The following is a 21,722-nucleotide window of genomic DNA, read 5'->3' as shown; positions in this document are numbered from 1 at the left end:
GGGCTACGAGGAGTTCTACCAGCGCGCCGCCGAGGAGGACGACGTCCTGTACGTGCGGGGCAAGGTTTCGAAGATCTTCGAGGAGGACGGGAAGGTCTACCTCTGGGGCGTCGACACGCTGACGGGCAAGAAGGTCGAGATCGCCGCGGACATGGTCGTGCTCGGTCTCGGGATGGTCCCGAGCGCCACGGCGCGGGAGCTGGCGAACAAGCTCAAGATCCACACGAATGAGTGGGGTTTCCTCTCGGAGGCCCATCCCAAGCTCCGTCCGGTCGAGAGCCTGGCGCCCGGCTTCTATCTTGCCGGCGCGGCGCAGGGGCCGAAGGACATCCCCGAGGCCGTGTCCCAGGCGTCCGGCGCGGCGAGCAAGGTGGCCGCGCTCTTCGCCGAGGAGGAGTACCACCGCGAGCCGATCATCGCCGTCATTGACGAGGACACCTGTGCCGGCTGCCGGGTCTGCGTCTCGGTCTGTCCATACGACGCCGCCGAGTTCGACGATGAGAAACAGGTCGCGCGGATACAGGAGGCGATCTGTGAGGGATGCGGCGCCTGCATCGCGGCCTGCCCGTCAGGGTCGGCCACGCAGAGAAATCTGACCGACAACCAGATCTACAGGATGGTCACGGCGGCCCTGGAGGACTAGACATGTTCGAGCCGAGAATCGTCTGCTTCTTCTGCAAGTGGTGCACGTACGCCGGAGCAGACCTCGCCGGGACGTCGAGGAAGCAGTATCCGCCCAACGGCGTGGTGGTGCGGGTCAACTGCAGCGGCAGGATCGACCCCCAGCATGTCCTGTGGGCGTTCCGCGAGGGGGCCGACGCGGTCCTCGTCGGCGGGTGCCATCCCGGCGACTGCCACTACCAGGACGGCAACTACAAGACGATGCGGAGGATCTCTCTCCTCAAGCGGATGCTCGAGGACTTCGGCATCGAGCCGGACCGGCTGAGGCTCGAGTGGATCTCGGCCGCCGAGGGCGACAAGCTCGTCCGTGTCATGAACGACTTCGTGAAGGACGTGAAGGAGCTCGGGCCGCTCACGCTCGACGACCGACCGCTGCCGAAGGACCGGGAGTTCGAGTCACCCCACGCTGCCGCGGGGACGTCGTCGGATGCGAAGAAGCCGAAGAAGAAGTCGGCGAAGGCGTCGGGCTCGAAGAAGCCTGGAAAGAAGGCCGGCTCGAAGAAGAGGCCGGCGAAGAAGTCCACCGGGAAGAAGCGCGCGAAGGCGAAGCGATAGGAGCGCCGCGGGTCGCGGCCGGTGAGCCGCGGCCGACGCCAAGGGAGGGACCGACACGATGGCAGATGAGATGGTCACCATCTACGTGATGGGAAAGCAGTACGAGGTTCCCGCGAACCTCACCATCATGAAGGCCATGGAGTACGCGGGATACAGACTCGTGCGGGGGTGCGGCTGCAGGGGAGCGTTCTGCGGGGCCTGCGGCACCGTCTACCGCACCAGGGACGACTACCGGCTCAAGGTGGGGCTCGCGTGCCAGGAGGTGGTCCAGGACGGGATGTACCTCACGGAGCTGCCGTTCTATCCCGGCAACAAGGCGAGCTACGACATCGAGGACCTCGAGGCCAACGCCGAGACGGTATTGAAGCTCTATCCCGAGGTCTACCGCTGCCTGGCCTGCAACGCCTGCACGAAGGCCTGTCCTCAGGACATCGAGGTCATGGAGTACATCCAGACGGCCCTCCGCGGCGACATCGCCAAGACGGCCGATCTCTCGTTCGACTGCATTCTGTGCGGCCTGTGCGCATCGCGGTGCCCCGCCGAGATCGTCCAGTACAACGTGGGGCTCCTGGCGCGAAGGCTCTACTCGAGATACGTCGCCGAGAAGTCGAAGCATCTCGAGAAGCGTGTCGGCGAGCTCGAGAAGGGCAAGTACAAGAAGGAGATCGTCAAGCTCAAGAAGATGAAGACGAAGGAGCTCAAGGAGCTCTACAACAACAGGGACATGGAGCCCCGGTAGCGGAGGAGGCGAACCGAAGTGTATCCGGAGAGCATGCACGAATCGATCAAGCGTCTCGAGGCGACCCGGGAGCACCGGCTCACGGAGGAGATCCCTCTGATGTCGCCCGAGGAGCGCCAGAAGCTCCTCGAGGGGTATCACCCGGACTATCGGGATGAGGTGTTCGCAGAGATCAAGGTGGGGCCGTCGAAGGGCGAGAGGACTCCGAAGGAGTACGCGAGCGTCTTCGAGGCTTACAGCGTCATCGACCCGAAGAAACTCGACCTCACGGAGGTCGACTACGATGTCGACGTTCTCGTGGTCGGCGGAGGCGGCGCCGGCGCCGCCGCCGCGCTCGTCGCGCAGGAACAGGGCGCGGACGTGCTGCTCGTCACCAAGCTCAGACTCGGTGACTCGAACACCGTCATGGCGCAGGGCGGCATCCAGGGCGCCGACAAGGAGAACGACTCGCCGGCCACGCACTACCTCGACGTCATGGGCGGCGGGCACTACAAAAACGACCCCGACCTCGTCGAGGCGCTCGTGATGGACGCGCCGCCGGTTCTCTCCTGGCTCGAGGAGCTGGGCGTCATGTTCGACAAGGACCCGGATGGGACGATGGTCACGATCCACGGCGGAGGGACGTCGCGGAAGAGGATGCACGCCTGCCGCGACTACACCGGCGGCGAGATCATGAAGACGCTGAAGGACGAGGTCCAGAACCGCGAGGTCCCGATCATGGAGTTCGCGGCCGCTTACGAGCTTCTCACCGACGGCAGGAAGGTCACGGGCGCGGTCCTCTATAATATGGAGACCGAGGAGTTCGTCATCGTCAAGGCCAAGACCGTCATCCTCGCCACCGGCGGCGGCGGGCGGCTTCACGTCATGGGCTTCCCCACGTCGAACCACTACGGCGCCACGGCCGACGGTCTCGTGCTGGGCTACCGCGCCGGCGCGCCGCTCGCGTTCCTCGATACCATCCAGTATCACCCGACGGGGGCGGCGTTCCCCGAGCAGCTTCTGGGGCTTCTCGTCACCGAGAAGACCAGGAGCATCGGCGGGCAGATCGTCAACGCCGAGGGGAACCGCTTCGTCTACGAGCTCGAGACGCGCGACGTCGAGGCGGCCGCGATCATCCGCGAATGCGCCGGGCGCAAGAAGGGCATCGTGACGCCCTCGGGACAGCCCGCGGTCTGGCTCGACACCGTCGTGATCGAACTCAAGCACGGCGAGGGAACGGTCAAGAGCCGTCTTCCCGCCATGTATCGCCAGTACGAGCGGTTCGGCATCGATCTGGCGACCGAGCCGATCCTGATCTACCCGACGCAGCACTACCAGAACGGTGGGCTTGAGATCGACTCCACCGGCGAGACGAAGGTCAAGAACCTCTACGCGGCCGGTGAGGTCGCGGGCGGGGTGCACGGCACGAACCGCCTCATGGGCAACTCGCTTCTCGATGTGATCGTCTTCGGCCGCAGGGCGGGGATCGCGGCCGCCGAGCGCGCCGCCTCGATCAAGCGTCACGGGAAGCTCTCGCTGAAGCACCTCGAGAGCTACCATGAGGAGCTCAAGAAGGCGCGCGTTCCGAAGAAGCGCAAGTCGCCGATCCTCCTTCCGGACTACCGTCCCGAGAAGGTCGTCGAGAACCGCATCAAGGTCCTGAGCTAGCAGGGACCGACCGGTCTGAAGAGCAGGCCCTCCCGACGGGAGCAGCGAGGATCATGAAGACGCTCATCGTGGGTCTGGCGGGCAAGAGGGAGAGCGGAGCCGATGTCGGCTTCGCCGTGGCTCGTGGAGTCCACTCCCTCCTCCGGGACCCCCGTGTCGACATTCTCGAGACGACGACCTACGGGCTCGACCTGTTCGGTCTGGCCGCCGGCTACGACAAGGTGGTCGTGGTCGACTGCGTCGACTCGGGCGACGGGGACGTGGGCGAACTCAGACGCCTCGGGCTCTCCGATCTCGAGCTGGAGCATGCGGAGGACGCGGGACGTGACGCCGAGTACAGGGCGCGGGTGATGGTCGAGAAGGGGCAGGGGTCCTGGCTTCCCGACGAGATCTCCATCTACGCCATCGAGGTCGCCCGCGGAGGAGCTCCCGAGGAGGAGCGGGCGGCCGTCAGGGAGGCCGTCCCGCGGCTTGTTGCTCAGATCATCCGCGAGGAGTTCGGCTCGCACCTTCACGAGAGCGAGTGGATGTAGACGACGCGGCGCCCGTCACGCGGCGCGCACCGACGGGCGGCGCGGACCGCCCGGGGCACAGCGAACGAGGCACTACAAGAGAGCAGAGAGGAGCAGGGCAGTGGCAGAGATGAAGAAGATGTCCAAGGAGGAGCTCGTCAAGAAAGCGGAGAAGCCCAGTCACGACGCAATGGTCCTTCATCCATTCTACGGCGGTAAGTACCAGGTCGTTCCGAAGTGCGTGGTCAGGAGTCTCGACGACTTCTCCATCTGGTACACACCGGGCGTGGCCGCTCCCTGCAAGGACATTCACGCGAACCCCGAGAAGGTCTACGAGCACACGAACAAGAGGAACACGATCGCCGTCGTCACCGACGGCACGCGCGTCCTCGGCCTCGGCGACATCGGCGCGCACGCCAGCCTCCCAGTCATGGAGGGCAAGGCGCTGCTCTTCAAGTATCTCGGCGGCGTCGATGCCGTGCCGATCGCTGTCGACACGAAGGACCCCGACGTCCTCATCGAGACGACCAGGCTGATCAGTCCGGCCTTCGGCGGTATCAACCTCGAGGACATCTCCCAGCCGAAGTGCTTCCGCGTGCTGGAGGAGGTCCGCGAAGCACTCGACATACCGGTCTGGCACGACGACCAGCAGGGTACGGCTGCGATCACCGTCGCCGGCGCCATAAATGCCGTCAAGGTCGTCGGCAAGGAGTTCAACAAGGTCCGGATCGCCATGATCGGCGCGGGCGCCTCGAACGTGCGCATCGCTCACCTCCTGATCAGCGCGGGCGCCGACCCGGGCAAGATCATCATGTGCGACAGCAAGGGCACGCTCCACGAGGGCCGGAAGGACGAGTACCTCCCGGATTACAAGGAGAAGTGGGAGCTGGCTCAGATGACCAACGAGGAGAACCTCGTCGGCACGCCGGCCGACGCCATGAAGGGCGCCGACGTCCTCATCGCGCTGTCGAAGCCCGGACCGGACACGGTCAAGAAGGAGTGGATCGAGGAAATGGCGAAGGACGCCATCGTCTTCGTCTGCGCGAACCCGGTGCCTGAGATCTGGCCGTGGGAGGCCAAGGAGGCCGGAGCCCGTATCGTCGCGACCGGCCGCTCCGACTTCCCGAACCAGGTCAACAACTCGATCGGTTTCCCGGCGATCTTCCGGGGCGCGCTCGACGTCATGGCCAAGACCATCACCGACGAGATGTGCATCGCCGCTGCCGAGGAGATCGCCAAGTGTGCCGAGGATAAGGGACTCCGCGAGGACTACATCGTCCCCGACATGACGGAGTGGGAGACGTTCCCTCGCGAGGCGACCGCCGTCGGCATGAAGGCCATTGAGCAGGGCATCGCTCGTGTTACAATGTCGCGCGATGAGCTGTACGAGATGGCCGAGAAGAAGATCAGAGAGGCTCGGGCCCAGACCGACATCCTGATGAAGGAAGGCCTCATCCCTGCACCGCCCGAGCTCTAGTTTCCTCGCGGTTGTCCGGCCGGGGGAGCTCGCGTTTCCCCGGCCGGCGCCCGGAGTCCGCAGTGGACGACAAAGCGGTTCCCACCGATTCAGAACTCGTCTCGAGAGCCCAGAAGGGCGACAGCCAGGCGTACAGCGAGCTCGTCGAGCGGCACGAATCGAAGGTCTACGGCCTCTGTCTCAAGATGCTCGGCAATCCCGAGGACGCCGAGGACTGTCTGCAGGAGGTCTTCATCAAGGCGTTCGAGGCGTTGCCGGGCTTTCGTCAGGACGCGAAGTTCTCGACGTGGATCTACAGGATCGCGACGAACGCCTGCCTCATGCGGATCCGGAAGAAGAAGCTCGACACGGTCCCGATCGACAAGCCGGTCACCATCGGTCACGAGTCGGTGCCGCGACAGATACCTGATTGGACGACGGATCCGTCGAGCGACGTGATGAACGAGGAGCTCTCGACCGTTCTCACGAAACACATCAACGAACTCGCGCCCGACAACAGGATCGTCTTCGTGCTCCGCGACATCCACGGTCTGTCGACCGACGACACGGCGAACGTGCTCGGGTTGTCGGTTCCCGCGGTGAAGTCGCGGCTCCACCGCGCGCGGCTGTTCCTGAGAGAGAAGCTGAGCGACTACTACCAGCGCGGCACGGGCTCGCAGACGAGCGCCGCGGGGGTCACCTAGGGAAAGGAAGTACAACCATGAAGAGAAGGCTCACAGGTCTGCTCGCCGTGCTCGCGCTCGCCGCGGGAATGGCTGTCGCCCTCGTCTCGTGCGGCGGGGGACAGGTGGAGCTCGTCCCGCGCGAGGTGCTCTTCGGAAATCCCGAGAAGGCCAGGGCGAGGATCTCTCCCGACGGCGAACGCATCGCCTACATCGCTCCCGTCGACGGCGTGCTGAACGTCTGGGTCGGTACGCTCGGGGAGGACGACGCCCGGCCGGTAACGCACGACGAGAACCGCGGCGTCTTCCGCTACTTCTGGGCGCACGACGGCGTCCACCTGATGTACCTCCAGGACAAGGACGGCGACGAGAACTGGCGGCTCTACGCCGTCAACCTCGACACGGGCGAAGTCAGGGACCTCACACCGTTCGAGGGCGTCCAGGTCCGCGTCGTCGACGTCAGCAAGCACCATCCCGACACGATGCTGATCGCGATGAACAGACAGGATCCCAGACTGCACGATGTCTACCGGCTCGACATCCCGTCGGGCGAGATGGAGATCGCGGCGAGGAACCCCGGCAACATCGTGGGCTGGGTGACGGACTTCAACATGCTCGTCCGTGGGGCTCTCGCCATGAACCCCGAGGGCGGCTCCGATCTTCTGGTTCGCGGGAGCGAGGACGACACGTGGCAGCACGTGCTCTCCTGGGACGCCGTCGACAACATGACGAGCGGTCCCGTCGGGTTCACGAAGAGCGGAGATTCGATGTACCTGCTCGATTCGAGGGACTCGAACGCAGGCCGCCTCGTGCGGTACGACCTCGAGACCGAGGAGATCGAGGTCATCGCGTCCGATCCGACCTACGACGTGAGCGACGTCATGATCCACCCCGACACCTGGGAGGTGCTGGCCGTGAGCTTCACGCGGGCGCGCGAGGAGTGGGAGATCCTCGACGAATCCGTGGCCGGGGACTTCGAGTCGATCCGCGCTCTCGACGACGGGGAGCACAGTGTCGTCAGCCAGACAAACGACTTCGACACCTGGCTCGTCGCCTTCGTGAAGGACGACGGTCCAATCAGCTACTACCTCTACGATCGGAAGACGCAGGTCGGCGAGTTCATGTTCGTCCATCGCTCGGACATCGTTGAGTACACGCTGGCCGAGATGGAACCGATCTCCTACACGGCCCGCGACGGCCTCGAGGTGCACGGCTACATCACGTTTCCCCCGAACTCCGGCCGCAGCGACCTGCCGATGGTGCTGAACGTCCACGGCGGCCCGTGGCACCGGGACACATGGGGCTTCAACCCGGAGGCCCAGTGGCTCGCCAACCGCGGCTACGCGTGTCTGCAGGTCAACTTCCGCGGCTCGACGGGCTACGGCAAGGAGTTCCTGAACGCGGGCAACAGGGAGTGGGGCGGCGCGATGCAGAACGACCTGACGGACGCGGTCCAGTGGGCCATCGACCAGGGCTACGCCGACCCCGAGCACATCGCCATCTACGGCCACTCGTACGGCGGCTACGCGGCGCTCGCCGGAGCGACCTTCACACCGGACCTCTATACGTGCGCCGTCGCAACGATGGGACCGAGCAACCTCATCACGTTCATCGAGACGGTGCCGCCCTACTGGAGCACGATGCTCGACATGATGTACCAGAGGGTCGGCCACCCTCAGGAGGACGAGGAGTTTCTCAAGTCGCGTTCTCCGCTGTTCCATGTCGATCAGATCGAGATTCCGATGCTCGTCGCGCAGGGGGCGAACGACCCGCGCGTCAAGCAGACGGAGTCCGAGCAGGTCGTCGAGGCGATGCGTGAGAAGGGGATCGAGGTCGAGTACATCCTCTTCGAGGACGAGGGACACGGATTCGCGAGACCCGAGAACCGGCTCAGGTTCTATGGAGCGGCTGAGAAGTTCCTCGCCGACCACATGGGTGGTCGCTACGAGCCGGTCGACACGGGCGGGGAGGCCTGACCGGCCGAGCGGGTCGGGGAGCGAGGGAAAGGCACGACGACGGGGGCGTGATGCTCGACTGCACGGAGTTCTGGAAGCTGCTCTCCGAATATCTTGACGGGGATCTCTCCCGAGAGGTCCGCGTAGAGTTCGAGGAGCATATGGAGACGTGTGAGGATGCGCGCGCCCTCTTCAGGACGTTCGAGCGAACGATCACGCTGCATAAGCGGGTCTCGTTCAGACAGGAGGTCCCCGAAGACGTGCGGCGCCGCCTCAGTGCCGCCCTCGACGAGTGCATGGAGCGGGACGACAGCGGGAACGAAGGGCAGGGCTGAACCGCCCCGGAAGGCGAAGGAGAGACCCCCCTCGCCGCGTCACGAGACACAGCGCGCCCCCCGGCGACGGCCGCCGGGGGGCGCTTTTCCATGCAACCCGAGAACCCCTTCTGCATCATAAGGCGTGGACGTTGGTGAGGCCTTGCTCGCCACGGCGTGGCGGCGAGGCCGAGGTTCAGCGCAATCTCAGCAGGGGAAAGGAGGCATGGTTCATGGAGCTGGTACGCTGGAGACCCAGAAGGAACCTCCCGGCAGTTCAGGATGAGCTCGACAGGGCTTTCGACCGACTCCTCAGAAACTGGATGTCCCCGGCTTCCCTGTCAGAGTTCGACTGGAACCCGAGCGTCGACATCTCCGAGACCGAGGACGCCATCGTCGTGACGGCCGAGGTTCCGGGCGTATCGATGGATGATGTGGACGTCAGCGTCGACGAGAATCAGCTCGTCATCTCCGGAGAGAAGCGTCAGGAAGAGGAGGAGAAGGAGAAGAACTACTACCGCATGGAGCGGAGCTACGGCTCCTTCAAGCGCATCTTCACGCTTCCCCGGAGCGCCGACATCGACAGGGTCGCTGCGACCCACAAGGACGGCGTTCTGACCGTCACGGTGCCCAAGACCGAGGTCGCGCGCGGCAAGAAGGTCGAGGTCAAGAACGGCTAGACGTTCTCTCGGCGTCTGCCGGACGATCAAGGGGGGGGCGGCCCGAGGCCGCCCCCTGTTCTTTTTCGAGGGGCTTGTTCGCACGCCGCCGCATGTGCTACCCCTGACTGAGCAGCGCTGAAGGGCGGGATTCCACGAACAGACGGACGGAGGCCCACGTGGCAACTGAAGCGGTTCCCGAGAACGGCCGACTCGTCGTCATCGGCGGCGACGCGGCGGGGATGAGCGCCGCCAGCAGGGCACGGCGGATGCGACCCGATCTGGACATCGTCGTCCTCGAGCGCGGATACGACGTCTCGTACAGCGCGTGCTCGCTACCCTACTACATCGAGGGGCTCGTCGAGCACCGGGACGACCTCATCGCGATGGGCGCCGACGAGTTCCGTGAGGAACGCGACATCGACGTCCGGCTCGGCACGCCCGCCGTGGCCGTCGACACCGCGGGGCGCCGCGTCGTCTATGCCACGGTCGAGGACTCGACGACCCGCGAACTCGGCTACGATGCGCTCGTCATCGGCACCGGCGCCACCGCCGTCGCCCCACCGATTCCCGGCATCGACTCACCGGGTGTCTTCACCCTCAGGACGATACCCGACGCCGACCGGATCAAGCTCTACCTCAAGCGCGAGAGTGTTGAGCGGGCCGTCGTCGTAGGAGCAGGCTACATCGGCCTCGAGATGGCCGACGCCCTGGCGGGTCTCGAACTTGATGTGACGCTCGTCGAGTTGGCGGATCGCATTCTGACGACGTATGATGAGGACATGGCCTCCGTCGTCGAGGGCGAGCTCAAGCGGAACGGCGTGACGGTCATCACTGGCTCCGGCGTCGAGGGCTTCGAGGGAGACGGTGAGAAGCTCACCCACGTACTCTGCGGCTCCGGGCGCGTCGAGGCCGACATCGCGATCGTCGGCGTCGGGGTCCGGCCGAACGTGGATCTGGCCGGGACGGCCGGGCTCGAACTCGGCGAGGGCGGCGCCATCCGTGTCGACAGGCGCCAGCGGACGAGCGACGAGCGGGTCTACGCCGCCGGCGACTGCGCGGAACACTACCACGTGGTCACTGGTGAGCCGGCCTGGGTCCCTCTCGGGCAGACGGCGAACAAGCAGGGCCGCATCGCGGGGACGAACGCCGTCGGCGGCGACGAGGTGTTCGGCGGCATCGCCGGGACCAACGTCTCGAAGGTGTTCGATCTGGAGATCGCAGGGACCGGTCTGACGGAGGAGGCTGCCCGCGAGCACGGCTTCGACTGCGGGGCCGTCACGATCGAATCGCGCTCCCGGTCGGGCGCCTATCCGGGCGGGGGCCCGCTGCACGTGCGGCTCGTTTTCGAACGGTCGACGGGCAGGGTACTCGGGGGTCAGCTGGTTGGCACGGAGGGTGCTTCGAAGCGGGTCGACTCGGTGGCGACCGCTATCTTCGCCGGGATGACGGTCGGGAAGCTGGCGACCGTCGATATGAGCTACGCGCCTCCCTTCTCGCCGGTGTGGGACCCTGTGCTCATCGCGGCCTCTCAGGCTGCGAAGAAGGTCGGCTGACCCGCCGTCCGATGCGTCGTGTAAGGGCGTCCCGAACGCCGATGGGGAACGAGACATGACCGAACCCAATGCGCAGAAGCAGACGGTCCTGCACGGCATCCCGGCGTCGCCGGGCATCGTGGTCGGTCCGGCCTTCGTCTACGGCGACATCCTCGACGAGGTCGAGCGTGTCGAGATGGACGCGGCCGAGGCCGACGCCGAGATCGAGCGGTTCCACCAGGCGGTCGCGCTCGTCAAGGACGAGCTGACGCAGGATGCGGAACGCATCTCCAGGGAGCTCGGACAGGATCAGGCCGACGTCTTCCTCGTGCACTCGATGATCCTCGAGGACCGGATGGTCACCGAGGAGATCGAGCGGCGGATCCGAGAGGAGCACGTCAACGCTGAGTCCGCCGTCGCGGACGAGATGAAACGCGTCAGCTCGGTGCTGGCGAGTTCGAGCGATGCCTATCTCAGGGACCGTGCTTACGACATAACCGACATCGGCAAGCGGGTCATCGAGCGCATGCTCGGTGTCTGGGCACACTGTCCGCTCGTTCATCCGATGATCGTCGTCGCGAGAGAGCTCCGCGCATCGGACACCGTGTCGATGGACCGCGGCAGGATCCTCGGGTTCGTCACGGAACTCGGCGGCAAGGAGACCCACGCGGCCATTCTGGCGCGCTCTCTCGGCGTGCCGGCTATCGTCGGCATCAAACACGGACTCGACCGAATACAGACGGGCGACACGCTCGTCGTCGACGGCGACGACGGGAACATCGTCGTCAACCCCTCCGACGAGGAGCTTCAGCGCTACCGCGGTCTGCAGGAACAGGAGGCGAAGGAGTGGGCCGACCTCTCGCCGCTCATCGACAAGGCGCCGGAGACGGCCGACGGTGAGCGGATCGGTCTCTTCTGCAATATCGGCTCGGTCGAGGACGCCCGGGAGGCCGTTCGTCTCGGAGCCGACGGCGTGGGCCTCTTCCGGACCGAGATGCTCTTCATGGCAGCGAACATGTTCCTGACCGAGGAGGAGCAGTACGGGATCTACAGCGACGTCGTCGACACCCTCGACGGGCGACCGGTCGTGATCAGAACGCTCGACATCGGGGGAGACAAGTTCGTGGGTCCCGAGAACCCGTACAGGGAGCACAACCCGTACCTGGGTTACAGGTCGATTCGGCTTCTGCTTGACCGTCCCGACCTCTTCGTCACGCAGATGCGGGCCATTCTGCGGGCCGGTGTTCACGGCGATGTCCGCATTCTCTGGCCGATGATCTCGACCGTCGGCGAGCTCCGGGCGGCGAAGTCCAGACTGGACCGCGCGAGGGAGGAACTCGCCGCCGAGGGAGCGCAGTTCAGCGACGATGTCGCCCTCGGCGTCATGATCGAGATCCCGTCGGCCGCCATGGTGGCCGACCGTCTGGCCCGCGAATGCGACTTCCTGAGCATCGGAACCAATGACCTGGTGCAGTATGCTCTGGCGGTCGACCGGGGGAACGCCTTCGTCGACCATCTCTACAGGCCGCACGACCCGGCCGTCCTCGGGCTCATCCGGAGCGCCGTCGAGGGCGCCCGCGCTGCCGGGAAGCCGATCGCGCTGTGCGGCGAGATGGGCGGCATCCCCGAATACGTCCCGCTGCTGATCGGCCTGGGAGTGCGGGAGCTGAGCGTCGCGACGATCCGTCTGCTCTTCACGAAGCAGGCCATCAGGCGGACCGACACCGAGGAGGCTCGGCGACTGGCGGAACAGGCGCTCGACGCACCGACGGCTTCTGACGTCGGCCGCATCATCGGACTTGGACACGACGGGAGCGGCGACGCGCCGCAGGCCGGGGACGCGGCATCTGCGCAGACCGGCTGATCACCTCAAGCGTGCGGAAGAAGACCTCATGACCGCTTCAGGACACCTGCACCGCGGGAGGACGGGCCGCCTCTTCCGGTTCTCACTCCCGTTGCTCGCGCTCGCACTCGTCGCATCCCTGGCCTGCGGAGCCGCCGCGTCGTGGCGCGCGGCGGCCGACTCGCTCTACGGGCGCGCGGAAGACGCCTACCGGCGCGGCTCCTACGGCGAGGCGGCGCGACTCTACGATTCGGTCGCGGCGCGGGTCGGCGGCATCAACGAAGCCCCGGGTTTCTACTTCTACCGGCTGGGTCTCAAGGCGCGGTTCATGGCGGGACGCTCTCTCGAGCTGGACGGACGGCACGCCGGAGCGCTTGAGCGGTACGAGGCCGCGCTGCCGCTTCTCCCTGAGGTCTCCGACCTGATCCGCATCAGGATGGCCTCCTGTCAGAGCGGACTCGGACGCACCGGTGCCGCGATCGACCTGCTTCGGGAGGTAACCGACGACGAGACGGACGGGATCTTCGACCTCCTGGCCGTCGAGGGCATCGCGAAGGCCTATCTCGAGGCAGGTGAACACGACCTGGCCGTCCAGTGGTACAGGGTGCTTGTCTCGGAGGCCGCCGGCTACCACGAGAGGGCGCGGGCCGGTCTCGAACTGGCGCGCGCGCAGCGGCGGCGAGGCGACCGCGAGGGAGCCCTGAGGACCTACGCGACGGTGGTCGAGGACTTTCCCAGGTCGCCGAGGGCTTACGATGCCATGACGGAGGCCAGAACGCTCTCCAGGGCCTTCACCGACAGGTACAGCCAGGGACTCGTGCTCTACAACCGACGACGGTACCGTGAGGCGCAGGAGTTCTTCGCGTGGTATCTGCGCCACGACAACCGCTGGGAGCATCTCGCCGAGGCGACGTACTTCCTCGGACGTTCGTACCAGCGTCTCGGAAACTACGGCGCCGCCGCTTCGAAGTACGACGAGGTCGTGGCGCTCGGTCCCGGGTCCGAGTACTACGATCTCGCGTGGCTCAAGCTGGCCTACTGCAGAAGGGCGTCGGGGAGGGACGCCGAGGCGCTCGCGACGTACGACCGCTACGTGGCGCTCCATCCCGGGAGCGACGATGCTCCGAGAGCGCTCTGGGAGAAGGCCCGCTACCTCGAGGAGGAGCAGAGGTGGGCCGAGGCCGTCGTCGACTTCCGTTCGCTCTCCGAACTCTACCCCGGTTCCAGTCTGGCCGCCGACGCGCGTTTTCGGGCCGGACTCTGTCTCTACAAGAGCGGCGATCTGGGAGGCGCCCGCGCTGCGTTCGCCGACCTGCACGCCGGGGAGGACGGGGACGATGCCTCGAGAGCGCTCTTCTGGTCGGCCAAGACACTTGACGCACTGGGGAAGGAGACCGAGTCCGCCGAGCTCTTCCGTCTGGCCGTCCGAGCCTCGAAGGACTCCTACTACTCACGGCGCGCTCAGGCCATCCTCGGTGAGGAGACGCCCGGTCCGGCGCGCGGAAGCCGTGTGACGAGCGCCGAGGCGCTCGAGTTCGCGACATGGCTGGGCCGGTGGTACGAGGAGGTCTACTTCCCGGACGCCCGTGTCGTGCTCCGTCGCCGCCTGCTCACTGACGCGCTCTTCAGGAGGGCCGACCTCCTGCTGTCCCTTCACATGCGTGATGCGGCGGAGCGGGAGTTCGAGCGGCTCGAGGAGACGTTCGGAAACGACCCGCGGATGCTCGACGTGCTGATAGCGCACTACGAGCGGAGCGGACTTCACAAGCGGGGCGTGCGGCTCGCGGAGCATGTGCTCGGCATCTCGCCGGCCGACGAGATAGGCGACGCTCCGCTCCATCTCCGTCGGAGGATCTGTCCGATCCACTTCCGCGGTCTCGTACAGCGGGAGTGCCGCCGGAGCGCGGTCCCGCCCGACATCTTCTTCTCGCTCATTCGGCAGGAGAGTCTCTTCGAACCGGAGGCCGTCTCGTGGGTGGGCGCGCGGGGGCTGTCGCAGATCATGCCGTCGACGGGACGCTGGCTGGCACGGCGCCTCGGTCACCGCGGATACTCAACGAGGCTGCTGCTGGACCCCGAGACCAACGTGAGGTTCGGGACATACTACCTGAGCGGGCTCATTGAGGATTACGAGGGCGACGTACTCAGAGCACTCGCCGCGTACAACGGGGGGCCGGAGAGCGTCGAGAGATGGTGGAACTACAGCGGCTCAGGTGACACCGACGTCTTCGTCGAGGACATCGGGTATCCGGAGACGGCCGACTATGTGAGAAGGGTCTACCGGTATGCGGCCATCTACCGCGAGCTCGGCGTGCGGTAGTGCTCACGCGGCGCGGAGGCGTCGCGGCCTGGACGTCTACGAACCGTCCTCGCCGTGTTCCTTCAGGTAGTTCCTGATGGCCTTGTGAAGAGCGTCCGCCGCGAGGTTCGAGCAGTGCATCTTCTGCGGAGGGAGGCCGTCGAGCTCGCCGGCGACACTCTCCCTCGTGATCTCGAGCGCTTCCTCGAGCGTCTTCCCCTTCGCCATCTCAGTCACCATGCTGCTCGTTGCGATGGCCGAGCCGCACCCGAAGGTCTTGAAGCGCGCGTCCTTGATGCGACCGTCCTCGACGAGTATCTGGATCTCCATGAGGTCGCCGCAGACGGGGTTCCCTTCGACCCCCACGCCGTCGGGATCGTCGAACTCGCCCACGTTGCGGGGGTTCTTGAAGTGGTCGAGGACCTTGTCGCTGTATACAGGCGTCATCCTGAAGTGCTCCTTCCGGGTTTCGTTCCACGACCAATGGTAGAACGTTGATGGAGCGTCCGTCAAGCGGGAGGGTCCCGGAGCTCCGAACGCGGCCGGCTCAGTTGCCGTTTCGCGGGGTCGGTGGTACCATTCGGCTCAGGACGGGTCCCGTTCCGCATGGGGAGGGAACATGGTACGCGCTCTCACGACGGTTCTGATCCTGCTCACGCTCGGATCGGCGGCGCCCGCCGCCGGCCCCGCCCTCGAGCACGTCACTGAGGCGGCGAAGGCCGCCTACAGCCGCGACAGGGTGCGGGTGGCCGAGTCGTCGGCCCGTCGTGAACGGCAGGATATCGCCCGGCATGTCATCGAGATCGACGTCGACCCGGAGACGAGGTCGCTCGCCGCGACCGACCGCATCACACTGACACTCGACGGGCGACGGGCGGCTCTCGCCCTCGACCGGGCGCTCGATGTGGAGGCGGTCCTGGACGGTGACGGGGGCGCCCTGCGCTTCTCGCGCGAGGACGATATGCTACGCGTCGTCGTGCCCGGCGAGGGCGTGCGGGAGGCGACTCTCGTGATCGAGTACGCCGGCCGCGGCCTGGCGGCCGGCCATCCCGGCTCATCGTCATCCTTCTTCCTGTTGACGGCGACGCAGGACTGGTATCCGAACGCGGTCGGATTCGACCCGGCGAACCTCAGGATCACGGTGCGCTACCCGGCAGGGCTCGCCAGCGTCTGCACCGGCGCACTGTCCGGCATGCTGCCGTCGGGCGAGACGACGGAGCAGTACCCGGTCGGCGACGTCTGGGACGTCGCGACGTCCATACCCTCGGCCGCTCTGCTCGTGGCCGACATTGAGAGCGAGTGGGGCTTCCGGGGGGATGCGTCGGTCAGCCTGCATCGCCCCACCGACGAGGAGACCGGAACGTCCGTCACGATCCGCGACGTCCGTGACCTGATACGCTTCCTCGAGTCATGCTACGGGGACTATCCGTTCGACTGGCTGCACGTGGTCAGGACCGGCCCGGGAGCAGGGCCGGCCCAGCCCGTGCACGGCCCGGGACTCGTCGTGCTGCCGTCGCCCGCTTCGAGCCAGACGACGGTCATGGCGCGGCTCGCCGCCTCCCTGAGCCGGAGCTGGTGGAGCTGGAGTGTCGACGCCGGACCCCTCGTCTCCGACGGCCTGTCGGGGCACGCGGAGTTCATGTGGCTCAGAGCCGCAGGCGCTGAGGAAGAGGTCCGCCGGCGCCGGGAGCTGCGCAGGTACCAGTACGTGAGGGCTCTCATCGAGTCGGGCGGAACGCTTCCGCTGACCCTCTGCCTCGGTGACGACCCTCTCGATGATCCCCGTCTTTCGAAGGGGAAGGGATCATCGCTCTTCGAGATCCTCGAGTTCGTCGTCGGGAGCGAGGCGTTCTGCGGAGGTCTCAGACAGGTCAGCGACGAGTGGCGGGGAATGCCGGTCCCGTTCGGCCAGGTCATCGGCGCCATCGAGGAGCGCGCGGGCGAGGACCTCGACTGGTTCGTCTACGACTGGGTCGTCCGTGGTGACCTGCCGACCTACTCGCTCGCTTTCGATGTCGAGAAGAGGGGAGACGGACAGTACGCCATCAGGGGGGTCATACGACAGGACGGAGAGGCGTACCGGACGCCTCTGCCGCTGACGGTCGACCTCGGAGGATGGGCCTATCAGGAGTGGATCCCGATCGAATCGGCCGATCAGACGTTCGAGCTCATCACGGAGTCGGAGCCTCTGGAGCTCAAGGTCGACGCGACGCGGATCATACCGACGGTCGATCCGGTAGAGCGCGCCCGCTCCCATTTCGAGCTCGGCAAGGCGGCCGCCGCCCGGAACGAGTGGGGCCGCGCGGTCAACGAACTCGGCGCCGCGGCGCGTCTGGTCTCCGACCGTCCTGCCTACTGGTTCGAGTACGGTCAGGCACTCGTGCGGTCGGGGCGCGTGGACCCCGGCATCGAGGCCATGGAGCGAGCCGTGTCGGCATCGAACGAGCAGACCTACTACCGCTCCTTCCTGACACGCATCTACCTGACCACGGGGCGTTACCATGAGGCGCTCGAGAGCGCCGCACTGCTTCTCGAGGAGCATCCCGGCGACTTCCAGTACCTCTCGGACCGGGCGATCGCGCTCGTGGGGCTCGGCCGGCTGGACGAGGCCGGGGCGGTGCTGGAGCGCGCGCGCAGACGGCTCGATGAAACCGAGGTCCCGCCGGCGACCGCTGAGCGCTTCTACGTGGCGGTCGGAGTCTACCATGAGGCCGCCGGCGCCCTGGACGAGGCGGAAGCGGCATACAGCTACGTTCTGACGATCAGTCCGCTCTCGGACGAGGCGCGCCGGGGCATCGAGAGGGTACGGAGGCTGCGTTCGGACTGACACCGGATCCGCCGGGAGCGGGAGGAGAGAGGCTCTCGAGCGTTCGGGGGGACGACACGCCGCAAGCGCACGCGATCCGGGCGCTGTTGAACGCCTCGCGGCGGTCGTGCTAGCATGGCATCCATTGTGAGACCGCTTGCGGACGCGTGAGCACATGCTTGGGAGCATCCATGGCAAAGCACTTCTTCAGCGGGATCCAACCGAGTGGACGACTGCACATAGGGAACTACATCGGCGCCATCAAGCAGTGGCTCTCACTCCAGAATGACTACACGCCGATCTTCGGGATCGTCGACTACCACGCCATGACCGTCCGGTACGATCCGTCGCAGATGGGCGACCGGGTCCTCGACGCCGCGGCCAGCTACCTTGCGGCGGGGCTCGACCCGGAGAGGAGCGTGCTGATGGTCCAGTCCTGGGTTCCCGAGCACGTCGAACTCGCCTGGATCCTGAACTGCATCACGCCGATGGGGCGGCTCTCCCGCGTCCCGACCTTCAAGGAGAAGGTCAGGCAGCACCCGGAGAACGTCAACCTCGGCCTCTTCGGTTATCCAGCCCTGATGGCAGCCGACATCCTCCTCTATCGGTCCGACATCGTCCCGGTCGGGGAGGACCAGGTGCCCCATCTCGAGCTCACGCGCGAGATCGCCAGGCGCTTCAACAGCATCTTCGGGGACACGTTCCCCGAGCCCGCCGAGGTCCTCTCGAGCGGCGCCCGCGTCCTCGGACTTGACGGCGTCAACAAGATGAGCAAGAGCCTCGACAACTGCATCTACCTGGACGATGACGACGACGTGATCGAGAGGAAGCTGGCCACCGCACCGACCGACCCGGCGAGGAAGCGGCGGACCGATCCCGGCAACCCCGACATCTGCAACATCATGAACTACCACAGGATCTTCTCGACGCCCGAGGAGATCGAACAGTGCGCCGAGGGCTGCAGAACGGCTGGCATCGGCTGCATAGACTGCAAGCGGATCCTCATCAAGCACGTCAAGGACCTCATCGCGCCGGTCCGCGAGAAGCGCAGTGAACTTCTGGACGACCCCGACGGCGTCTGGGAGATCCTCGCCGACGGCTCGGACAGCGCACGGTCTCTCGCCAGGGAGACGATGAAGGAGGTTCGCGACAAGACCGGTATCCGCTACCGGTAGCGCATCATGGACGGCAGACGCCCACGGGAGTCCGGACCGAGAGTTCACGAGCGAGACGAGCGGTGGATGCTCATCGTGCTCGCCGTCCTGGTCGCCGCCTACATCGTCTACCGGATGGCCGTCTCCGACGGATTCGGGATTCCAGAGCTCGACTTCGACAGGATCAACCTCACAGGGTTCCGGAAGGCCGGCGCGGTCGTGCCGTACGTGGCGACCGTCCTCATCGGCATCCTGACCCAGGTGGTCAAGCGGGCGCGGAGCGCGCGGAAGCGTCGCGAGCTGGAGGAGCGGGCGGCGCGCGAGGGAGTCCTCGGTTCCGAGAAGAACGTCTCCTGGCGCCCGGTCTCGTCCGACGGGAAGCGCGGCAAGCGGAGGAAGGGACGTCTCGTGCTGACGCGCGCCGCCGTCTATCTGATGGACAGCTCGAGCGGCGACGCGACGCGCCTGGCCATCATGAGCCCCGAACCCGGCGCCCCGACCGTGACCGGCGCGACGACCAGGCGTGAGCCGAACGCGGTCATGATCGAGCTCAAGCTGACCGGCGGCGACGGGGGGAGCGTCCTCCTGAACGTGTCCGACACGACGGCCTGGGTCGCGTTATTGACGAAGGCTCTCGGACGAAGGATCGAGGCCGAGCCGGCGGAGCCGCCCGCTGTCGGACGTCCGGGAGAGGACGCGAGTGAGAATGACGATGACGACGATGACGACGAAGCCGGCTGGATGTCGGCGCTCGGGATCTAGAGGGGAGACTCGATGAAGGACTACATCTTCAGGGAGTACGACATCAGGGGTGTCGTCGACCGGGACCTCACGGACGAGACCGTGGAGCTCATCGGGCGCGGCTTCGGCACGTACGTCAGACGGCGCGACGCCCGAGCGGTCGCCCTCGGCGGCGACGTCAGGCACTCGACGGGACGCTTCAGGGAGAGGATCACCGCGGGAATAACAGCATCCGGGGTCGACGTCCTGGACGTCGGCGTCGTTCCCACGCCGGTCCTCTACTTCAGCGAGTTCGAGCTCCCCGTGGACGCGTCGCTCATGATCACCGGCAGCCATAATCCGCCGGACATGAACGGGTTCAAGATGAACCTCGGAAAGGCGTCGGTCTTCGGCTCTGAGATCCAGGCCATCCGTGAGCTCATCGAGAAGAGGGACTTCGAGGAGGGCACGGGCCGCCGCGAGGAGGCGACCGTGCTCGAGGCTTACGCGGAAGCGGTACGGGAACGCATCTCGCTCGACCGCAGACTCAAGGTCGTCGTCGACTGCGGGAACGGCTGCGCCAGTCTGCTGGCGGCCGATCTCATCGAGAGCCTCGGGTGCGACGTCGTGCCTCTCTTCTGCGAGCCGGACGGCGATTTCCCGAACCACCATCCCGATCCGACCGTCATGGAGTACATCCAGGACCTGATCTCAGCGGTCCGGCGGGAGGGCGCCGACATCGGCATCGGCTTCGACGGGGACGCCGACAGGGTCGGCATCGTCGATGAGAACGGCGATGTCGTCTTCGCCGACACGATGCTGGCGCTCCTTGCGCGTGAGGTTCTGGCGGAGGGCGCCGCCGACATCGTCTTCGACGTCAAGTGCTCCCAGGCGCTCGTCGAGGACATCGAGGCGCACGGCGGAAGGCCGGTGATGTGGAAGACCGGGCACTCGCTTCTCAAGCAGAAGATCAAGGAGCTCGACGCGCCGCTGGGCGGAGAGATGAGCGGCCACATGGTCTTCGCCGACGACTACTTCGGCTTCGACGACGCCATATACTCCGCGGCGCGCATTCTGCAGATGGTCTCGCGCACCGACAGGAAGCTCTCGGAGCTGGTCGACACCGTGCCGACGTACGTCTCGACGCCGGAGATCCGCGGCGAGACGACGAACGACGAGGTCAAGTTCGAGATGGTCGAGAAGGCCGTCGAGTACTTCTCCGAGCACTACGATGTCATCGATGTCGACGGGGTCCGTATCCTCTTCGGCGACGGATGGGGCCTCGTGCGGGCCTCCAACACACAGCCGGTGATCGTGATGCGGTTCGAGGCGAAGACGGAGGAGCGTCTCGCCGAGTTCCGATCGATCGTCACGGGCAAGCTCGAGGAGTTTGGTCAGATCCGCTACTAGCGCGTGCCGCAGGAGGATGCGCGCGGTGAACGGAGGCTCACTCCGCGCGACGCTCTCCGGAGCGCGCTCCAATATCGCTGTTGAATAGCCCCGACGGGGCGCCCGTCTAAGAACGCTGCGGGGGATCATGCCTGAGCAGGACAAGCGAGAGCTCGACCTCGAACAGGTCCGGGCCGCTCAGGCGGGCGACCGCGACGCGTTCGATGCGCTGATCACACGGTACAGAGACGTCGTCTACGCGGTCGCGTATCGGTTCGCGCGTGACCCCGACCTGGCACTCGATCTTGCACAGGACGTCTTCATCCGGGCCTACCGTGGCATCGGTAGCTTCCGAGGGCGGTCCAGCTTCTCAACGTGGCTCTACCGGATCGCCATGAACACGTGTATCGACTACACGCGGAAGCAGTCCCGATCGGTCGCGTCGCGTTCGGTCCCCGAGGAGGTGGCCGAGTTCGCCGACGCGGTCCCAGGCGAGCGGGGTCCGTTCCTCGACCCCTCGGAGAACGCGCTGGCGGGGGAGCTGGGCGAGCAGATCGAGCGGGCGATCGAGGCGCTGCCTCCGTATCATAAGTCGGTTTTCGTGCTCTATGAGATCGAGGGGCTGTCCTACAAGGAGATCGCGGAGGTCGTCGGCTGCTCCATCGGTACCGTGATGTCGCGGCTGCACTACGCTCGGAAGAAGTTGAGGAAGATGCTCGCGCCGTACGTTGATTCCGGAGACGCGGTGCAGGCGGAGGAAGAAACGGGGAACTGA

At 66.1% G+C, this 21,722-nt stretch carries 18 protein-coding genes and 1 pseudogene; 18 read left to right on the top strand and 1 reads right to left on the bottom strand.

The annotated features are described in order from the left end of the window. From GF405_10905 to GF405_10845, 13 genes and pseudogenes are all read left to right on the top strand, one after another. Nucleotides 1-643 (top strand): 4Fe-4S dicluster domain-containing protein (locus tag GF405_10905; GenBank protein ID MBD3368660.1); only part of this gene is annotated, 643 nt, incomplete at its 5' end. A gap of 2 nt (nt 644-645) precedes the next feature. Beyond that, nucleotides 646-1,035: pseudogene (locus GF405_10900) on the top strand (hydrogenase iron-sulfur subunit). A gap of 259 nt (nt 1,036-1,294) precedes the next feature. After that, a complete protein-coding gene (locus GF405_10895; protein MBD3368659.1) occupies nt 1,295-1,975 on the top strand; it encodes a 4Fe-4S dicluster domain-containing protein in 681 nt (226 codons plus the stop codon). Nucleotides 1,976-2,008: 33 nt separating this feature from the next. Beyond that, the gene (locus GF405_10890; protein ID MBD3368658.1) at nt 2,009-3,622 is read left to right on the top strand and encodes an FAD-dependent oxidoreductase; all 1,614 of its coding nucleotides are present in this window, start codon (nt 2,009-2,011) and stop codon (nt 3,620-3,622) included. A gap of 53 nt (nt 3,623-3,675) precedes the next feature. Next, complete coding sequence (locus GF405_10885) at nt 3,676-4,155, top strand: hydrogenase maturation protease (protein ID MBD3368657.1); 480 nt, start codon at nt 3,676-3,678, stop codon at nt 4,153-4,155. Nucleotides 4,156-4,273: 118 nt separating this feature from the next. Further along, nucleotides 4,274-5,611, top strand: a complete 1,338-nt coding sequence (locus GF405_10880) for a malate dehydrogenase (protein MBD3368656.1) — start codon at nt 4,274-4,276, stop codon at nt 5,609-5,611. A gap of 62 nt (nt 5,612-5,673) precedes the next feature. After that, complete coding sequence (locus GF405_10875; GenBank protein ID MBD3368655.1) at nt 5,674-6,294, top strand: sigma-70 family RNA polymerase sigma factor; 621 nt, start codon at nt 5,674-5,676, stop codon at nt 6,292-6,294. A gap of 68 nt (nt 6,295-6,362) precedes the next feature. Beyond that, a complete protein-coding gene (locus tag GF405_10870) occupies nt 6,363-8,249 on the top strand; it encodes a prolyl oligopeptidase family serine peptidase (protein ID MBD3368654.1) in 1,887 nt (628 codons plus the stop codon). A gap of 50 nt (nt 8,250-8,299) precedes the next feature. Then, entirely contained in the window at nt 8,300-8,563 is a 264-nt protein-coding gene (locus GF405_10865) for a hypothetical protein (GenBank protein MBD3368653.1), read from the top strand. Between the two features lie 212 nt (nt 8,564-8,775). Further along, a complete protein-coding gene (locus GF405_10860) occupies nt 8,776-9,222 on the top strand; it encodes an Hsp20 family protein (protein ID MBD3368652.1) in 447 nt (148 codons plus the stop codon). Between the two features lie 221 nt (nt 9,223-9,443). Next, complete coding sequence (locus GF405_10855; GenBank protein ID MBD3368651.1) at nt 9,444-10,757, top strand: hypothetical protein; 1,314 nt, start codon at nt 9,444-9,446, stop codon at nt 10,755-10,757. A 55-nt stretch (nt 10,758-10,812) separates the two neighbouring features. Beyond that, nucleotides 10,813-12,600, top strand: a complete 1,788-nt coding sequence (ptsP, locus tag GF405_10850) for a phosphoenolpyruvate--protein phosphotransferase (protein ID MBD3368650.1) — start codon at nt 10,813-10,815, stop codon at nt 12,598-12,600. 28 nt (nt 12,601-12,628) lie between these two features. Then, nucleotides 12,629-14,899 carry a transglycosylase SLT domain-containing protein gene (locus tag GF405_10845; GenBank protein MBD3368649.1) on the top strand — a complete coding sequence of 757 codons (2,271 nt, stop codon included), beginning with the start codon at nt 12,629-12,631 and terminating at the stop codon, nt 14,897-14,899. Nucleotides 14,900-14,935: 36 nt separating this feature from the next. Here the strand turns inward: GF405_10845 and nifU are convergent, their stop codons facing one another. Beyond that, complete coding sequence (gene nifU, locus GF405_10840) at nt 14,936-15,325, bottom strand: Fe-S cluster assembly scaffold protein NifU (protein MBD3368648.1); 390 nt, start codon at nt 15,323-15,325, stop codon at nt 14,936-14,938. Nucleotides 15,326-15,497: 172 nt separating this feature from the next. Between nifU and GF405_10835 the strand changes: the two genes are divergently transcribed. The 5 genes from GF405_10835 (at nt 15,498) to GF405_10815 (ending at nt 21,722) form a co-directional block, all read left to right on the top strand. Beyond that, on the top strand, nt 15,498-17,705 hold the full coding sequence (locus GF405_10835) for a hypothetical protein (GenBank protein MBD3368647.1): 2,208 nt from the start codon (nt 15,498-15,500) through the stop codon (nt 17,703-17,705). 170 nt (nt 17,706-17,875) lie between these two features. After that, a complete protein-coding gene (gene trpS, locus GF405_10830) occupies nt 17,876-18,859 on the top strand; it encodes a tryptophan--tRNA ligase (protein MBD3368646.1) in 984 nt (327 codons plus the stop codon). 66 nt (nt 18,860-18,925) lie between these two features. After that, a complete protein-coding gene (locus GF405_10825) occupies nt 18,926-19,600 on the top strand; it encodes a hypothetical protein (GenBank protein MBD3368645.1) in 675 nt (224 codons plus the stop codon). Nucleotides 19,601-19,612: 12 nt separating this feature from the next. After that, complete coding sequence (locus GF405_10820; protein ID MBD3368644.1) at nt 19,613-20,968, top strand: phosphomannomutase; 1,356 nt, start codon at nt 19,613-19,615, stop codon at nt 20,966-20,968. A gap of 127 nt (nt 20,969-21,095) precedes the next feature. Next, on the top strand, nt 21,096-21,722 hold the full coding sequence (locus GF405_10815) for a sigma-70 family RNA polymerase sigma factor (protein ID MBD3368643.1): 627 nt from the start codon (nt 21,096-21,098) through the stop codon (nt 21,720-21,722).

Source organism: Candidatus Effluviviaceae Genus V sp., from assembly GCA_014728125.1.
Lineage (GTDB): Bacteria > Joyebacterota > Joyebacteria > Joyebacterales > Joyebacteraceae > WJMD01.
Note: the sequence above shows the minus strand (reverse complement) of the source record. Positions and strands in the feature narration are given on the sequence as shown.

Bases quoted from the DNA above. Each gene is read 5' to 3' on its own strand.
- GF405_10845 (MBD3368649.1), top strand. From the start codon at position 12,629: ATGACCGCTTCAGGACACCTGCACCGCGGGAGGACGGGCCGCCTCTTC.
- GF405_10815 (MBD3368643.1), top strand. From the start codon at position 21,096: ATGCCTGAGCAGGACAAGCGAGAGCTCGACCTCGAACAGGTCCGGGCC.
- GF405_10860 (MBD3368652.1), top strand. From the start codon at position 8,776: ATGGAGCTGGTACGCTGGAGACCCAGAAGGAACCTCCCGGCAGTTCAG.
- trpS (MBD3368646.1), top strand. From the start codon at position 17,876: ATGGCAAAGCACTTCTTCAGCGGGATCCAACCGAGTGGACGACTGCAC.
- GF405_10820 (MBD3368644.1), top strand. From the start codon at position 19,613: ATGAAGGACTACATCTTCAGGGAGTACGACATCAGGGGTGTCGTCGAC.
- GF405_10890 (MBD3368658.1), top strand. From the start codon at position 2,009: ATGCACGAATCGATCAAGCGTCTCGAGGCGACCCGGGAGCACCGGCTC.
- GF405_10895 (MBD3368659.1), top strand. From the start codon at position 1,295: ATGGCAGATGAGATGGTCACCATCTACGTGATGGGAAAGCAGTACGAG.
- GF405_10885 (MBD3368657.1), top strand. From the start codon at position 3,676: ATGAAGACGCTCATCGTGGGTCTGGCGGGCAAGAGGGAGAGCGGAGCC.
- GF405_10825 (MBD3368645.1), top strand. From the start codon at position 18,926: ATGCTCATCGTGCTCGCCGTCCTGGTCGCCGCCTACATCGTCTACCGG.
- GF405_10835 (MBD3368647.1), top strand. From the start codon at position 15,498: ATGGTACGCGCTCTCACGACGGTTCTGATCCTGCTCACGCTCGGATCG.
- ptsP (MBD3368650.1), top strand. From the start codon at position 10,813: ATGACCGAACCCAATGCGCAGAAGCAGACGGTCCTGCACGGCATCCCG.
- nifU (MBD3368648.1), bottom strand. From the start codon at position 15,325: ATGACGCCTGTATACAGCGACAAGGTCCTCGACCACTTCAAGAACCCC.
- GF405_10870 (MBD3368654.1), top strand. From the start codon at position 6,363: ATGGCTGTCGCCCTCGTCTCGTGCGGCGGGGGACAGGTGGAGCTCGTC.
- GF405_10880 (MBD3368656.1), top strand. From the start codon at position 4,274: ATGTCCAAGGAGGAGCTCGTCAAGAAAGCGGAGAAGCCCAGTCACGAC.
- GF405_10855 (MBD3368651.1), top strand. From the start codon at position 9,444: ATGAGCGCCGCCAGCAGGGCACGGCGGATGCGACCCGATCTGGACATC.
- GF405_10865 (MBD3368653.1), top strand. From the start codon at position 8,300: ATGCTCGACTGCACGGAGTTCTGGAAGCTGCTCTCCGAATATCTTGAC.